At 66.4% G+C, this 14,506-nt stretch carries 19 protein-coding genes; 8 read left to right on the top strand and 11 right to left on the bottom strand.

What is annotated here, in order from left to right; translation table 11 throughout:
- Nucleotides 1-33 precede the first annotated feature (33 nt).
- The 3 genes from AC5RVG_RS14960 to AC5RVG_RS14950 form a co-directional block, all read right to left on the bottom strand.
- Nucleotides 34-462: a hypothetical protein gene (locus tag AC5RVG_RS14960; RefSeq protein WP_494014448.1), complete on the bottom strand. Its 429-nt coding sequence runs from the start codon at nt 460-462 to the stop codon at nt 34-36.
- 181 nt (nt 463-643) lie between these two features.
- Nucleotides 644-1,060, bottom strand: coding sequence for a hypothetical protein (locus tag AC5RVG_RS14955; protein ID WP_494014447.1), 417 nt, complete (start codon nt 1,058-1,060; stop codon nt 644-646).
- Nucleotides 1,061-1,118: 58 nt separating this feature from the next.
- Entirely contained in the window at nt 1,119-2,288 is a 1,170-nt protein-coding gene (locus AC5RVG_RS14950) for a glycosyltransferase family 4 protein (protein ID WP_494014446.1), read from the bottom strand.
- Nucleotides 2,289-2,389: 101 nt separating this feature from the next.
- Between AC5RVG_RS14950 and AC5RVG_RS14945 the strand changes: the two genes are divergently transcribed.
- Nucleotides 2,390-3,136, top strand: coding sequence for a sulfite exporter TauE/SafE family protein (locus AC5RVG_RS14945; RefSeq protein ID WP_494014572.1), 747 nt, complete (start codon nt 2,390-2,392; stop codon nt 3,134-3,136).
- A 109-nt stretch (nt 3,137-3,245) separates the two neighbouring features.
- Entirely contained in the window at nt 3,246-3,374 is a 129-nt protein-coding gene (locus tag AC5RVG_RS14940; protein ID WP_493978854.1) for a hypothetical protein, read from the top strand.
- A gap of 354 nt (nt 3,375-3,728) precedes the next feature.
- Here AC5RVG_RS14940 and AC5RVG_RS14935 read toward each other — a convergent pair whose 3' ends face one another.
- Entirely contained in the window at nt 3,729-4,310 is a 582-nt protein-coding gene (locus AC5RVG_RS14935; protein WP_494014445.1) for a dihydrofolate reductase family protein, read from the bottom strand.
- Between the two features lie 217 nt (nt 4,311-4,527).
- Between AC5RVG_RS14935 and AC5RVG_RS14930 the strand changes: the two genes are divergently transcribed.
- Nucleotides 4,528-5,829, top strand: a complete 1,302-nt coding sequence (locus AC5RVG_RS14930; RefSeq protein ID WP_494014444.1) for a cell division protein PerM — start codon at nt 4,528-4,530, stop codon at nt 5,827-5,829.
- A 1-nt stretch (nt 5,830) separates the two neighbouring features.
- Here AC5RVG_RS14930 and AC5RVG_RS14925 read toward each other — a convergent pair whose 3' ends face one another.
- Entirely contained in the window at nt 5,831-6,241 is a 411-nt protein-coding gene (locus AC5RVG_RS14925; protein WP_494001537.1) for a hypothetical protein, read from the bottom strand.
- 41 nt (nt 6,242-6,282) lie between these two features.
- On the opposite strand from AC5RVG_RS14925, the gene purN reads away from it, so the two are divergent.
- From purN to AC5RVG_RS14905, 4 genes are all read left to right on the top strand, one after another.
- Nucleotides 6,283-6,840, top strand: coding sequence for a phosphoribosylglycinamide formyltransferase (purN, locus tag AC5RVG_RS14920; RefSeq protein ID WP_494014443.1), 558 nt, complete (start codon nt 6,283-6,285; stop codon nt 6,838-6,840).
- 210 nt (nt 6,841-7,050) lie between these two features.
- Nucleotides 7,051-7,710: a DUF6318 family protein gene (locus AC5RVG_RS14915; protein ID WP_494014442.1), complete on the top strand. Its 660-nt coding sequence runs from the start codon at nt 7,051-7,053 to the stop codon at nt 7,708-7,710.
- A gap of 412 nt (nt 7,711-8,122) precedes the next feature.
- Nucleotides 8,123-8,617, top strand: a complete 495-nt coding sequence (locus AC5RVG_RS14910) for a hypothetical protein (RefSeq protein WP_494014441.1) — start codon at nt 8,123-8,125, stop codon at nt 8,615-8,617.
- A gap of 149 nt (nt 8,618-8,766) precedes the next feature.
- The gene (locus tag AC5RVG_RS14905) at nt 8,767-9,360 is read left to right on the top strand and encodes a DUF6318 family protein (RefSeq protein WP_494014440.1); all 594 of its coding nucleotides are present in this window, start codon (nt 8,767-8,769) and stop codon (nt 9,358-9,360) included.
- An 87-nt stretch (nt 9,361-9,447) separates the two neighbouring features.
- Here AC5RVG_RS14905 and AC5RVG_RS14900 read toward each other — a convergent pair whose 3' ends face one another.
- Complete coding sequence (locus tag AC5RVG_RS14900) at nt 9,448-10,800, bottom strand: MFS transporter (protein WP_494014439.1); 1,353 nt, start codon at nt 10,798-10,800, stop codon at nt 9,448-9,450.
- Between the two features lie 143 nt (nt 10,801-10,943).
- Here AC5RVG_RS14900 and AC5RVG_RS14895 point away from each other — a divergent pair, with 143 nt between their 5' ends.
- Complete coding sequence (locus tag AC5RVG_RS14895; protein ID WP_494014438.1) at nt 10,944-11,321, top strand: hypothetical protein; 378 nt, start codon at nt 10,944-10,946, stop codon at nt 11,319-11,321.
- Between the two features lie 48 nt (nt 11,322-11,369).
- On the opposite strand, the gene AC5RVG_RS14890 is transcribed toward AC5RVG_RS14895, so the two are convergent.
- Genes AC5RVG_RS14890 through AC5RVG_RS14870 form a run of 5 tightly spaced genes read right to left on the bottom strand, consistent with a single transcriptional unit; the run spans nt 11,370 to nt 14,489 of the window.
- Nucleotides 11,370-12,203, bottom strand: a complete 834-nt coding sequence (locus AC5RVG_RS14890) for a ComEA family DNA-binding protein (RefSeq protein ID WP_494014437.1) — start codon at nt 12,201-12,203, stop codon at nt 11,370-11,372.
- The gene (locus AC5RVG_RS14885) at nt 12,203-13,021 is read right to left on the bottom strand and encodes a ComEA family DNA-binding protein (protein ID WP_494014436.1); all 819 of its coding nucleotides are present in this window, start codon (nt 13,019-13,021) and stop codon (nt 12,203-12,205) included. The genes AC5RVG_RS14890 and AC5RVG_RS14885 overlap by 1 nt, the downstream gene beginning before the upstream one ends.
- Nucleotides 13,008-13,490 carry a hypothetical protein gene (locus tag AC5RVG_RS14880; RefSeq protein ID WP_494001529.1) on the bottom strand — a complete coding sequence of 161 codons (483 nt, stop codon included), beginning with the start codon at nt 13,488-13,490 and terminating at the stop codon, nt 13,008-13,010. The genes AC5RVG_RS14885 and AC5RVG_RS14880 overlap by 14 nt, the downstream gene beginning before the upstream one ends.
- Nucleotides 13,487-14,296: a 4Fe-4S single cluster domain-containing protein gene (locus AC5RVG_RS14875; protein WP_494014435.1), complete on the bottom strand. Its 810-nt coding sequence runs from the start codon at nt 14,294-14,296 to the stop codon at nt 13,487-13,489. Before AC5RVG_RS14875 ends, AC5RVG_RS14880 begins: the two co-directional genes overlap by 4 nt.
- Nucleotides 14,277-14,489 carry a DUF2997 domain-containing protein gene (locus AC5RVG_RS14870; RefSeq protein WP_494014434.1) on the bottom strand — a complete coding sequence of 71 codons (213 nt, stop codon included), beginning with the start codon at nt 14,487-14,489 and terminating at the stop codon, nt 14,277-14,279. The genes AC5RVG_RS14875 and AC5RVG_RS14870 overlap by 20 nt, the downstream gene beginning before the upstream one ends.
- Nucleotides 14,490-14,506 lie beyond the last annotated feature (17 nt).

Raw genomic sequence — 14,506 nt, 5'->3', positions numbered from 1 at the left:
GGGACGCTCCGCCGTCGTCCTGCGCCGCGGAAGTTACAGGGTGGTGAGGACCTTCGGCTTCTTGTCCTTCGTGTCCAGGATCAGCGCCAGCGCGATGCCGAGCAGCCAGACGTCCTTGGCCACGGGGGTGCCCTCGGAGCTGGGGCGGACGCCGCCTTCGGTGGTCATGTGGGGGGTGTTGAAGTACATGGCCAGCAGCGAACCGGAGAATGCGGCCAGCCCCAGGCCGGCCAGCCGGCTGGGCACGAACGGCAGCAGCAGGGCGGCGCCGAGGGCGGTCTCGCCGTACGCGAGCAGCTTGCCGAACTTCTCGGGTTCCATTTCCTTTAACTGGGGGATCGCGCGGCTGCCCATTTCCTGCATCGCCGCGGCACTGTCTCGGTCCAGGTTCCGCTTGCCCAGACCGGAGTTGAGGATGAACGCGCCGGTGGAAAGGCGCAGGGGAATATGGCTCAGTTTCATCGGGACTGTCCTTCTCCGGTAGGTGGCTGTCATGTTCGAGCCTACGGTCCCGCCGCAGTGTCCGCTAGGGTCCCGACGCAGGGTCCGCCAAGGCGGGAGCGGGCTCTTGGAGGGAAGCTTGCCGGGCACGGTTCTCGCGGCCTGCACCGGCTTCCGCGCCGTTGTCCCTGGCCGGCGCTGCCTACTTCTTGGCGGCCCGGACCACGCGGGCCAGGGCCCGCCCGGTGATCCAGACCAGGGGGATCAGCACGGTGAACAACGCAACCGTGTTTGGCCGGAACGTGGCGGGTCCGGTGCCGTTGCCGATGTAGGCGCCGAGTGGAACGGCCATCCCGCCGCCGCCTCCGCCGGCAGCTCCCCCGGAGTCGCCGCCGCCGAATCCGTACTGGACCATGGCCACGGGCACCACGGTGTCGCCGCCCACCTGCAGCGGTTCTCCGTAGGTCCGGGCGACACCCAGGGACTTGAACTGCTCGGCCAGCCGCTCCGGCACGGACTGCCCGGCCGAAGCGCGCTGCTCCTGTCCGGTCGGCACGCGCTGCTCCTGTCGCAGGGAGGAGCCACTGTCGGGCGGGACGGAACCGGTTTCTGTTGGCATGGCCACATCCTAGTCGAGGCAGGGAGGGGGTCCACCGGTCCGGGCCGGGCTGAAGCTTTCACCCGGTGAGAAAGCCGAGCACGCCGCGGGCTTCGAGGTTAAGGGCGCGGCGCTTGACCCGGATGGCCAGCCGGTAATAGTCCACCAGCTGCTCGCAGAGCACCGGCCAGGTGCGGCCCTGCACCGAGTCGAAGGCGGCCCTGCCCAGCGCGCGGCGCTTGGTGTCGTCGCCCACCAAATCCTGGACGTACCCGCGCAGTTGGTCCAGCCTCCCGGGCTCGTAGATCCAGCCGGTCCGCGAGGGATCGACCAGGTCCACCGGGCCGCCGCGGCCCACAGCGACGACGGGCACGCCGCTGGCCATGGCCTCCTGGATGGTTTGGCAGAACGTTTCGGATTCGCCGGGGTGGACAAAGAGGTCGAAGGAAGCCACATGCCGGGCCAGGTCTTCGCCGCCCTGGAAACCGGCGAAGTGGGCGCCGGGCAGCCTCTCCTGCAGCTCCTCCTTCAGCGGACCCGAGCCGACCACCACCAGCCGCGTGCCGGTTAGGTCGGCCAGCACGGCCAGGTCCTCCACCTGCTTTTCCGCCGCCAGGCGGCCCACATAGCCGATGATCCGTTCGCCGCGCGGCGCCACGGACGCCCGCCAGCCGGCGTCGTGCTTATCCGGATGGAAACGGCTGGTGTCCACGCCGCGGCGCCACAGGTGGACGCGGATGCCGCGGCCGCGCAACTGCTCCATGGCGAACGACGACGGCGCCAGGGTCAGGGTGGAGGCCTTGTGAATGTTCTCCACCCGCTGCCACAGCAGCTCCTGCAGCCAGGGCGCGCCGTAGCGGGCCGCGTAGGCGGGCACCTCGGTCTGGTAGACGGAGACCGTGGGCAGGCCGAGCTGCTTTGCGGCCTGCACCGCACGCCAGCCCAGGATGAAGGGCGACGCCACGTGGACCACGTCCGGACCGAAGTCCGCCAGCACGCGGCGGAGGCGAGCCACGGTTCCGGCCGCCACCCGCACGTTGGGATAACCGCGCAGCGGGATGGACGGCAGGCGGTGGACCGGGTAGCCCTCCACCGTGGCCGGGGCGGTGTCCTCCAGCCAGGACGACGCCGGTGCGATCACCAGGACGTCGTCGCCGCGGCGGCGCAGGTGGGCGATGACCTGCAACAGCGACTGGGTGACCCCGTTCATGTGCGGAAGGAACGATTCGGCAACGATAGCTATCCTCACACCGCCCAGCCTGCCCGCGGCCGGCGACCGGCAGGCAAGCACGTGTGATCGTGTCGGTGAACGGCGGCCTAACTCCACTCTGGGAGGGTGGTCGGGTGACCATGGGACTCCTGGCGCTGATCACCGGCGCAATCTTCTTCGGTTCGGTGGCCCAGCGCATCGCGGGCATCGGGTTCGCGCTGCTGGTGGCGCCGATCCTGGCGATCCTGCTCGGGCCGCACGAGGGCATCATGATGATCAACATTTGCGCCGTCGTCTCCTGCGGGCTGATCGTGCCCCGGGTCTGGCAGGAGATTGACTGGAACCTGCTGCTGTGGTTGTCCGTCCCGGCCGCCGCCGGCACGGTTTTCGGTTCCTGGCTTGCGGTGCAGGTCGCGCCCGCAGTGCTCTCCGCCGTGGTGGGCGGGGTGGTGATGGCGGGGCTGGCCGTGGCGGTGGTGTTGGGCCGTGCCGATGTCACCGTTTCCGGGCAGTTGCCCAAGGTGCTCGCGGGTTTCGGCTCCGGGCTGACCAACGCGCTCGCCGGCGTGGGTGGCCCCACCGTCAGCGCGTACGCCATTCTGTCCCACTGGCCGCCGCGCCGGTTCGCTGCGACGCTGCAGCCATTCTTCCTGCAGCTGTGCATCATCACCGTGGGCGCGAAGCTGGCGGTGGACCCGGGCAGCGTGCCGCAGTTGGACTGGTGGATGTGGGCGGTGATTGTGCTTTCGATCATCATGGGCATCGTTGCCGGCGAACGGCTCGGACGGCGGCTGCGGGACGAGCACGCCAGGACCGCAGTAGTCGTGCTTGCCTTTCTGGGAGCTGCGGGTGCATTGGCCAAGGGGCTGGCGGACTTGATGGCCTGAATCCGGGCCTTTTCCGGTATTCCGGGGAGCAGGAATAGGGGGCTGGCTTTATTTCCCAAAGCGGGTATGGTCTTTAGCAAGACATCCCGCTTGAGAAAGAGGAGCACGAATGTCAGGTAAAACGCCGTCACGCGAGAGTGCAAAGAAACAAGGCAGAAGCATCAAAGAAAAGCGTGCCGAAAAGCGCGAAAAGGCGGTCCTGGAGAACGAAACCGTTCCCAAGCGGCGCAAGCGCTAACACACCGGTAACCAACACCGTCCCTCAAATCGACAGCCCTTGCGGTGCTGCGGTCTAGAGGCGTACGGAATGCCGATGCCGAAAGAATCGTTGAAACACGGTTCTTGCAGACTGGCGGAGCCACGGAAAGAGTCCGCGGAATTTGGTTTCCTGCGTTGAATTTTCGTTGAGCAAATATCCGCCTGCGGGGCGGCCGGATTGATGTCAATGTCATCCGGCCGCCCATTCCATTGTTGAGCCCGACTCTCGAAGCAGTATGAGTTTCCCGGACAAAGCGGGCCGTTCCGAGTTGCGGTGGGGGAGAGCGGCGCGCCGCTGGGAGCGTGGCTGCGGGGTGAGAGGCGTTGAGGCCCATCAGCGGCGCACTTGATAGCGCACGTGAAGCACCCGGTTGCCCTGAATCACTACGTCGGGATCCTCCAGCAGGTGCTGTGCGTGGACCGACCCGAAGTAGCGCTTGCCGGACCCGAACACGACGGGTACGACGTCCATGCGAACCTCGTCGACCAGGCCCGCGGCAAGCATCTGGCCACCGACGTCACCGGCGGCGACCTCGATGATGCGGTCACCCGCAAGCTCTTGCGCCTTGGCCATGGCTGCCTCGACGCCGTCGACGAAGTGAAACGGCGCCTCGGGGTCCCAGCCCTCGGGCTCCGGCCGGTGCGTCACGACGACCACGTGGTCGACCCCGCTCGGAGGCTTCCCGTCCCAGCCGTCCGTCAGGTCGAAGACGTGGCGGCCGACCAGTGTCACCCCGATCTGGTCCCAGTACGGCCGCGTGTAGTCGTAGGACGTCTGCGACACGTTCAACTCGCCACTCTCGTCCAACGGGACGTCGCCGTTGGACAACCAGTCGAACAGAGGTCCGGGCTGGTCATCCTCGTCCGCGACGAAGCCATCCACCGACACCGAGCTGTACATGACCACCTTGCCCACGGGGCTCTCCTCTGCTTCGGGTGCCCCCACACTAACGTCTCGTGAGCTGGTGCTCCAGCAACAAGCGCGGGGAAACTGCAGCGACTCGAACCCGCTGCCAAAGCCCAGCCCGGCACCCGCTGCGTCGGCAGGGTCCGCTCGAGCGCGCCGTGTGCCAATTGCCACGGCACCGAGTCGCTGAACGGACAGGGGCAGCCGGGCTGGCACGATAGAAGCAATGAAACTCACGTCGCGACCGGAAGGCCAGGCCGGACTGCCGATGCCCCTGTGGCTGCAGGGTGTCTTCGAGTTCTTTCAGTGCGCCCTGCTCTCGGCCATCCTGGTGCTGCTGCCGCTGGTAGGTGTGTGGTTCGCGGACGGCTTCGACGACCGCAGCTTCGATTCGCTGGCGCGGCTCGGAGGCCAGGCATGGCTGCTGATCCACGGCGTCCCGCTGGAACTGGCCATCCAGACCGGCTCCAGTTCGGCGGAAACCCTGCGCGGCACGTTATCTCTGGTGCCGCTGGGACTCATGCTCGTTCCGTTCTTCCTCTCCTGGCGCGCCGGACGGCGCTTGGCGAGGGCCTCGTACACCGACCAACTGTGGCAGGCGCTGGGCGGCGCGCTGGGAACGTACGCGGCGGCGGGAGCCGCAACCGCCTACATGGTGCGCACCGACGAAGTGGATATTTCCACTGTGGCCGGCGCGCTCATCCCGCTGCTGCCCGCCGGTGCCGGGCTGATTGTCGGCGCGTACCGGGAGGCCGGATCGTGGGGGCGCTTGATCGGCGTGGATGCAGCGGCCTGGGTCGCCCGCACCAGCCAGCACTCACGCTGGGCGGGATCTTACGTCTGGGCGGCGGTCCGCGCGGGGCTGCTGGCGGTGACGGCCGCGGTGTCCCTCTCGGCCTTGCTGCTCGCCGTGGATCTCGGACTGCACTGGGCCGAAATCGTGGAAATTTACGAACAGCTCGGCGCGGGCATTATCGGCGGCGCAGTGCTCACGGTGGCGCAGCTTGGGCTGGTCCCGAACCTCGTGGTGTGGACGCTGGCATGGTCCTCGGGGGCCGGCTTTGCTATCGGCTCGGGCAGTTCAATCGGTCCGCTGGCCACCACGGTGGGCCCGATGCCCGCGTTCCCGGTGCTGGGGGCGCTGCCCACGGGGGAGCTGTCCTATGGCCTCGCGGCCCTGGCCTTGCCCGTGCTTGCCGGGGTGCTGGCCGGATGGTGGTTCCTGCGCGAGGGCGAGAACCATTTCGACGAGTGGCTCTCCATCAAGATCCAAGCCCGCTGGTTCACCGCATCAGGCTCCACCGTGGTTTTGGGCCTGTTCGTCGGTGCTGTCGCCGGGGCCGTGACCGCCGGGTTGGTGTGGCTGTCCAACGGTTCGCTGGGGATCGGACGGTTGACGGAGATCGGACCCGATCCGATCTCGACCGCCCTCTGGGTGGCGGGCGAAGTCGCCGTCGGCACGATGCTCGGCTACGCGGTGGCCCCTTGGCTGGAACGCGAGCCGGCCAAATCCCGCAGCCGGAAGTAACCTACGGCCTCAGCAGATCGTTCAGGTTCAGCAGCTCGTCTTCATAGGCGGCCAGGCATTCTTCGCGGGCTGACTGCGTAACGGCCATCTGGTTGCAGGCCTCGAACTCGGCCGTCAGCGGCCAGAAAAGCACTTGCGCCAGCGTGGTCAGCAGGAAGAAGCCGCCAGCACCGACACCCAGCACATAGGTAAGCCGGAGCGATCCCGGCAGGCCGGCGCGCACCGCTTTGACGAGTCCGATCACGGCCACCACAATGCTGGCCACGGCAAGCGCGGGAGCCACGGCCTTCCAGGGGAGCGGGAGCGCCGTCGCCAGGAACGTGGAAGCCAGTAGCAGCAGCAGCACACGGATGAAAAGCCCCGCCGACTTGGTCTGTTCCTCGGTCGGCGCCGGGCGCGTGTTCTGCAACATGGGTTTAAGCCTAGGCGAGAGGGACGCATAAAGTTGCTTCCATGCGCATTGTGGTCCTCGTTTCCGGCTCCGGCACCAATCTTCAGGCCGTCATCGACGCTATCGGCGACGGTCGCCTGAACGCCGAGATCGTGGCCGTGGGCAGCGACGTGCCCGGCTGCCGCGGCCTGGAACGTGCCGCCGCTGCGGGCATTGAGACGTTCAGCGTGGCTCCCGGAGACTTCGCCGCCCGGCCGGAATGGAACCGGGCGTTGGAAGAAGCTACCGCCGCCTTCCAACCGGACGTGGTGCTGCTGGCAGGGTTCATGCGCATCCTCGACGCCGTATTTGTTGCCCGCTTCGAGGGGCGGCTGCTCAATACCCATCCGGCGCTGTTGCCCTCGTTCCCCGGCGCCCACGGCGTGCGCGATGCCCTTGCCCACGGGGTCAAGATCACCGGCGTGACAGTGCATCTGGTCGATTCCGGGGTCGATACGGGACCCATTCTCGCCCAGGCCGCGGTGCCGGTGCTCGACGACGACACTGAAGAATCCCTCCACGAACGGATCAAGGTTGAGGAACGCCAACTTCTGGTGCAAACCCTCGCCAACTTCGCCTAGCCTCGGCTCAACAACGACGTCGGTGTCTCGTCGGGGTGCTCCGGCTCGCTTCTCCTTCCCAACACCGAGAATAGGGAGAGTGTTGTCAAGGGACGGCTGACGTTTCGACGTGCTGCAGACCAAACCTGTGGAAAACCTCCGCATCCGCGGAGGCGTCTGGCTAGACTGGCACGCACCTAGCGTCTAGCCGACCAGCACCGGGGGGTCTGAGTGAGCGAGCAGCTACCACTCTCAGCAGGAACGCGCGCTGCCCGTGTCCTTGCCCCGCTCCTCGCAGCGGCTGCCCTCGCCCTATCGGGCTGCACCGGCTCTGCCGGGGCCGAGCCCTCCGCTCCGTCCGCTACTTCTACTCCAGCCAGTCAGACTCCGCCGCCGGTTCCAACCCCGTCACCCGCGCCGACTTACAAACCTGCAACCGAGGAAGGCCCGGCGGAAAATGTGCCGGTGCCAAAACTCCCGAAAGCCGCCTCGGAGAAGTCGAAAAAGGGACTTACCGCCTTCGGTAAGCACTGGCTCGACGTTGTTTCGTACGCATACGAATCAGGAGACGTCATACCGTTGGATACCATTAGTGGTGAGCGGTGCACCATATGTCAACAAGTAGTGACAACCGTTGACGATTGGATGTCAGACGGACATTGGATTGACGGTGGAAAAGTGGAACTGCTGACGTCTCAAACTACCTTTCAGGAGACAGTGGATGAGAGGTATCAAATAGTTCTGCACTTTTCACAGGAAGAGTTGGATTTCTATCGTCCTGACGGAACTTTGAACAATTCCACTGAATCACATGACTCGCTGTTGATGATGGAAGCGACCTATTCAAGTGGCGCGTGGACTGCTGAAGTCGTTGAACTGATGGCCAGCTAGTGAGATGCCTGATTTTCGAGGAGACGCAGCCAGGACAATAGGTGCGCTGTTTGCCGCATTGATAGGCCTGATGGTTTTAGGGGACACTGTATGGGCGGATCGCAAAGATGGAGTTGGGCTGGGTAGTGGTGGTGCTCAAGCGTCGTCGTGGTATTTCCACCCAGGCATGGGTGTGTGGTCAAGCGAGAATTACGCGTCATCTACTGACCCATTTGCTTACCAGTTTCGGCCTCTGTGTTTAGAAGACAAAGCCCACATCTCACCTGGATGCGTGGCTCGTACCGCGCGCTGCACAGAAGGTGACCAGCCCCAACTTGTGCAATGGTACCGAGGCCTTCGAGGAACCGACACAAGTGACTGGGTCGCATTCGGTGGCAATGTTTGTGTGTATGCGGATGAGCCTGCGGACATCATGGAAGAAATCGCGGGGCAAATCCAGCATCAGTTTGAGCAACGGCCGGTGATAGCTGGGGAGGTCTTACTCCAACCGAATGAGCACACACTGAGAGGAGCTAACACAAATATCTACGCTGTGGCCCAGGAGCAGATCTTTGAACTCAATATGCTCGGACAAGAAGTTGTTATCAGGGTTGAGCCCGTGGGCTATGCATGGACTTACGGGGACGGGAGCGGGTTTGGCCCGGTCACAACTCCAGGCGGACCGGTGCCGCTCGAGCGTTGGGGCGAGCAGACGGCGACGAGCCACATCTACCAACAGACGGGGGACTTTCAGATCCTCCTGACTACTACTTTCAGGGGTTATTACTCTGTGAATGGCGGCCAAGAGATCCCAATTCCCAACACTGCTGATTTCCGTTCAGCACCTGTTGCAATCAGCGTCTGGCGTTCAGTGGTCAATAACTACGCAGATAATTGCCTGGAGAATCCCGAGGGTGCGGGCTGTTAGCCAGGAGCCAATTACGTGTTGTGACATGCAGCACTTGAAGCAGTTTTTTCAGAATATGCGGCCGACCCGCGGATAGGGTATGTGACGGTGCTGACGCCACCGAGACGAGCGGCAGTCGGCCCTCGCATACCGTTATTCCAGGGGAGAGCATGAAGAAGTTGATGATGTCCGGCGCCGTGATGGCCGTGGCGGCGATTGCGCTTGTCGGCTGTGGCAGCGAGGCCGGTACCGACAAGCCAGCCGACAGCAACAAACCGGTAGCAGCTACCACCGAAGCGCCGGCGCAGAATGTGCGGACTCCGGAGAAGAACGACCGGATGGCCGAGGATTCGGCCGAAGGCCTGGCCTCCTTCACGTACTACTACTTTGACGCCAAGAATTACGCGGTCCAGACCGGTGATGCAGATCTGATGCGTGAAGTTGCCGCGGATTGCACAGGCTGCATGGCAGAAGCTGACGCCCTCGAGGCTGTTTACGCGGACGGCGGCTGGATTGCCGGCGGCCAGCCGAAGGCGCTGAACGTCGTGGCGTTGGCTAAGGCCAAGGACGACGAAGGCAACCTGAGCGCAGTCGTTCCGTTCATGGAAGATGCCCGTACCACCCTGGACAAGGACGGCCAGACCGTCGAGACCAAGGAATGGGATTCGGACGGAACCACTCTGACAGTGACTGCCAACTACGCCGACGGCGCGTGGTCGATGGTGTCTGTCGAAGAGACGCCGGACGCCGAGATCCCGGAGTAGACCCCGGTCGGCTCCTAGCCACGTGCGCCCTTCCGCCTGATGGCGGAAGGGCGCACTGCCGTCTGCGGGGCGGGGCGGGGCTTTGCACTAGAGAAGTTCGGCGCCCTTGGTCTCGGGAGAAAAGCGCGCCATCCACAACACGGCGAGCAGCACCAGGACTCCGGCGATGGCGAAGGACCAGGCCAGCCCGAGGTAGGGCCACATGACCGAGGCGAAGATGAGTGGGCCGAAGCCCGCGCCGACGCGGGAGAACGTCGATGCCCAGCCGAAGCCCGACCCGCGCAGCTCCGTAGGGTAGAGCTCGGAGACGTAGGTGTACAGCACGGGGATGGCAATCTGCACGATCATGCCGTAGGCCAGCAGCAGAGCCACCACCGCCGCGGGGACATCGATCAGAAGCGCGACGACGACCAGCGTCAGTGCGGACAACGGCCCGGTGATGGCTAGGATCCACTTGCGCCCGGTCTTCTCGACGAAGTAGGCGGCGATGATGACGCCCACCAAGCCCACGGCGGCCATGCCCGCCGTGGTCAGGAAGGCCCGCGCTGCGGCGAACCCGGCGTCGATGAGGATGATCGGCATCCAAGTCAGGGCAAGGTAGTAGACCAGCAGAATGCTGAAGAACAAAGCCCACGCCGCCGTCGTAATTTTCCAGTTGAATTTCCAGACCGCGCGGAACTGCTCCAGGACGTTGACGGCCGACAGGCGCGGCGCCTCGCTCGGTTCAGGCAGCCGCCAGTCGCGAACTGTTGCGCCGGTTCGCTCGATCATGCTGTTGATAACCTGCTCGGCCTCCGCCGTGCGGCCCCGGCTGACCAGATAGAGCGGGGATTCGGGCACCGACCGGCGGACCCAGAAGACAAGCAGCGCCGGCAGCACCATGATCAGCATAGTGAATCGCCAATCGGCCACGGTGGCCATGATGAGGGCCGAGACGACGCCGCAGAGCGCGGCCCCGACCGGCCACCAGCCGTCCATGGCAGTAAGGACCCGCCCGCGAAGCCGCCGCGGCGTGAATTCGCCGACCAGCGCATAGTCCACGGGGACACAACCGCCAAGTCCAAAGCCCGCAATGAACCGGAAAACGCAGAACCAGACGAGGTCTGGGGCGAAGGCTCCGAGGACCGTGAAGAGCGAGAAGACCAGCAACGTGGCAGTGAACGCCGTCTTACGGCCGATGATGTCGGCAATCGATCCCCAGATGAAGGCGCCCAGGGCCATGCCGATGAGGTTCGCGGTGCCGATCCACGCGGCCTGCGCCGGAACGAGGTCCCAGTGGTCAGACAGCAGCGGGATCAGGACGCCGTTGAGCGTGACGTCCCACGCGTCGAACATGAAGCCGAGGCCGCCAAGCAGGAAGATCTTGCCCTGCACCCGCCAGCGCCAGGGGAGTTCCTGCACGATTTGGTCGCCGGTGGGCAGGTGAGCGGTCTGCGTCATTCGTGGCCTTCCAGGGAGTAGCTATGGATACTTTAGTCGCGGGCGGCAGATGAGAACGTTCTCATGGAGTTCTCCTGAACGTCTCACGGTCGGCGTGCATTGTTGATTCATCAGCACCTCACCGCAGGATGAAAGGCATCAACATGAACAAGCGCACTTTGTGGATCGCGACCGGAACCCTCGGCATCATGGCAATCGGTGCCGGTGCCGCCGTCGCGGACTCCGGGTTCGGAAGCCAGGATCTGGGCCCGGGCATCGTCCAGGCGCCGGAAGCACCGGCAGTTGCCCCCGTCGTGAGCAGCAGCGTGTCCCCGACTGCGGTGAATCTGGACAGGCAGGATGTGAAGACAGCGGCCTCCGCCGCTACGGCCGAGAGCCCGACCAGCCCGGTCTCGGCCCAGAGCGCGCCGTCGCCGGTCTCGGCGCAGTCACCCGCCAGCCCGGTCTCGGCCCAGAGCGCGCCCTCGCCGGTCTCGGCGCAGTCCGCGGTTTCGGCCCCGAGCGCGCAGAGTGCTGACTAACGGAGCGCCAATGCTGCCCGGGGTCCCGGAAGTTGCCCAGGTACCGCGTCAGTAATCCACTACGCGTCCGAACGACGGCGGTGCCTGCGGCAGGCGCCGGCAGGCGATGCGGCCGCGCAGCCGCTGGAAGATGTGCGGTGGCAGGTCCAGGGCGGCGGCGAAGTCCTGTTCAGAGGTGAACCCGCCGCGCTTTTCCCTGACCTGGACGGCCTTTTTGGCAAGCGCACGCGAGAATCCGGGCAGCGTTTCGAGTTCGCGGGCGGTGGCCGCATTCACATCTACCGGTTCGAACGCGGCATCGGCCGTCGCCCGTGAGGCAGCCGCCGGAGCTCCAGCCTGCCGGCCAAGTGGTCCGGCCAAACCTGGCGCGTCCGGCCGGGCCGCCCGGGGTTCCCCGCCAGTGTCGGCTCCGGGTGCCGGGGCGCCCTTGCGGGAACCGGCACGGCTACGGTGCGCGGACCTGGGGCTGCCCGAGCCGGACCGGTTGCGCGACCGACCGCGGGAGTTCAGCTGGCTGCCGGAGCGCGCCCGTGTTGTTGACCCCGAGGTGCGGGAAGGACGGGCCGCGCCGCGGTCCCGGTCCCACTTGAAGCGCAGGTATTCGGGGTTGATGGCCAGAGCGAAGCTGCTGCCGGCCAGCCAGCATGCCAGGAGCAGCCACGTGGCGATTTCTTCCTGCACGCCGGTGCCGTCGACCAGGGCTATGGCCACGGCCGTGAGGGTGAGGTGGACCAGACCGAGGATCCACCACAGCGGCCGCCCCGCCCGCGAACCGACCACCAGCAAGGCAGCTCCGCCCAGGAACCCGAAGGTTCCCAAGGGGACCAGCAGCCAGAGGCTCTGGCGCAGATTCCACATCAGGCTCGGTTGGGCCGAAGACATCAGTAATCCACCGACCTTCCAAACGGCACCGGTTTGGCCGGCGGAAGCTTGCAGACCACCAACCGGTTCAACCGTGCGAGCTCTGGATCCCGCACATCCAAAGCGGCGGCGAAGTCCGCCACGGTGCGGAAGGGCCCACGCTCCAGGCGCAACCGCACGGCCTTGCGCGCCTTGTGCCTGCTGATCCCTGGCAGCTTCTGCAGGGCCGCCGCCGGTGCCGAGTTCACGTCCACGGGCTCGCCCGGCAGCGCAGAAGACGCGCCTGCTCCCGGTCTGCCGGATTGGGCGTAGTAGCTTGCCGCGTCGAGCCCGGGGTCGTTGAGGAGATCGGCCGCGGCCCCCGCGGGGGCCGGAGCAGTCCCTGCAAGTGGCGAGGCGGAACGGGGACGACGGCGGAACATGGCAGCGGCGGTGGGCATCGCCGTCGTGCTGTCCATTCCGGTGCCCGCTGGAGTCCGGCGGACGAGGGCACTCCACGCGCTGCCGGAGGAGCGGGACGCCTGGTTCCAGCGGTTGCGCAGCCAGGCCTGATTGATGCCCAGCGCATGCAGTGAGCTGATGGCCCAGAGCAGGAGCCGGGCCGTCGGGCCGGCCTCTTCGTTCATGAACAGCGAAACCAGCAGTGCCACCAAATAGAGGCCGCCGGCGGACAGCCAGGCGGCGCGGCGCGCCAGCAGGCCGATGATCACGAAGCCGGCCCAGCCCACCCCGAGGCCGAGCAGCGGCAGCAGCAGCCACAGGCTGGCGACACCCAGCCAGGGAATGGGCGGTGTTCCGGTCCGGCCCGCGAGGGCGGCGGGAGAGTCAGCGGCGGACATTCAGGACCATGGTGACGCTCTGGTCTTCCTCGACCCTCTCCGATGCGAGCTCCAGGCCGGCGGTGTGCGCGCGTTCCCGCAGCTTCTGCAGCACCGCCTGCTGGACTTGGCGCGCGTACGCGGCGTCGATCGCCTGGACGATCTCGGCCGCGCGCCGCCGGTCGACGTCTTCACCGCTGAAGTGGACCTGCCAAATGCCGTCGGCGTCGCGTTCGAAGACCGCCGCCACGTCTGCCCAGTCCGCCTCGAGGGAGGCCTCGGTGACACGGGAAACCTTCGCCTGCGTATCTTCTAGGGCAGCCTGCAGCAGGTTCAGGTCCCGCATCCGGGTTTGCACCTGGATTTGGGGCACGGCAGCAATCTCCGGCACCGTGTCCGCGGTACGGCTCTTGGCCCTGCCCTCGAGGGCGGCATTGACCGTGGCGACGGCGGCGATGGCCGCGGGGATCAGCAGAACGGAAACACTCATGGGGTTTCTCCTGGTTCGGCGCCGGCCGGAACCGGGCGGGGCATGGTGGCGGGGGCGAGCGGGCTGCGGCGGGCGGCCGGGCGGTCGGCCCGGGCGCCCAGGTCCGCCAGCAGGGCGTCCAATTGGTCGTCGGTGGCCCAGCCGTTCAGGCCGACGGTGCCGTCGGCCGCGACCCGGATCTCGATCCGGTCGGGCTGTGCCTGAATGTCTTCCAGCAGGTTGCGGTAGCGGCCGGTCAGCGCGGTCAGGCCCTGGTTGGTTGAACCGATCCAGGGCCGGTGCAGTTCCGGCCGGTCCCTCAGGTACGGTCCGTCCGCGAGCAGGTCGGTGGCAGCGAGCAGCCCGGCAATGTCTTCGCGGTCCGCGGCCCAGCGCCGCAGGTCACGGTGCAGGTAGCCGGTGAACGTCATCACGGACAGGCCGGCGGCCTGGAAAGCGCGCGCGACGACGGCGCTGGCCGCCGCCTGTTCAAAGGGTTCGCCGCCCAGCAGGGTCAGGCCTTCGGCGCCCGCCGCCACCGCCTGGTCGACGAGATCGGCGGCGAATTGCCGGGTCGGGACGAGCTCTGCCCCGTGGGCGGCCCACAGGTGGGGGTTGAAGCAGCCGGGACACCGGATGGAGCAGCCTTGCAGCCAGAGCGCGGCCCGCCGGCCCGGTCCCTCGGCCTCGGTGGCCGGGAGGAACCGCGCGTGCCGAATGAGGCCGGCATCGGCCGGCGCCGGAGCGCAGCCGTTGTGGATGCGGGGCTCCGGGGCCGGGCCGCGCGGCTGGCCGGGCGCTCCGGGGCTATCGGTCTGCGGACTCATTGTGGACGTAGTCGCTGGTGGTGACGGCGGTGCGGTGGTAGTCCTCCGTGTAGGAGCTGGAGACGCTCTCGGCCTCCAGCAGATCCTCCAAAACCGTGATGTATTCCAGGCACTCGGCGCCGAAGATGTTGCGGGTCTCGGCCGATACCGCGCCGTCGGGCCTGACCGTGACGATCAGTTGTTGCTGGTCCATCGCTCTTCCTTCGGGGG

It is taken from the genome of Arthrobacter senegalensis (genome assembly GCF_059091765.1).
The sequence above is the reverse complement of the archived record's forward strand: the minus strand, read 5'-3'. Positions and strand labels throughout refer to the sequence as shown.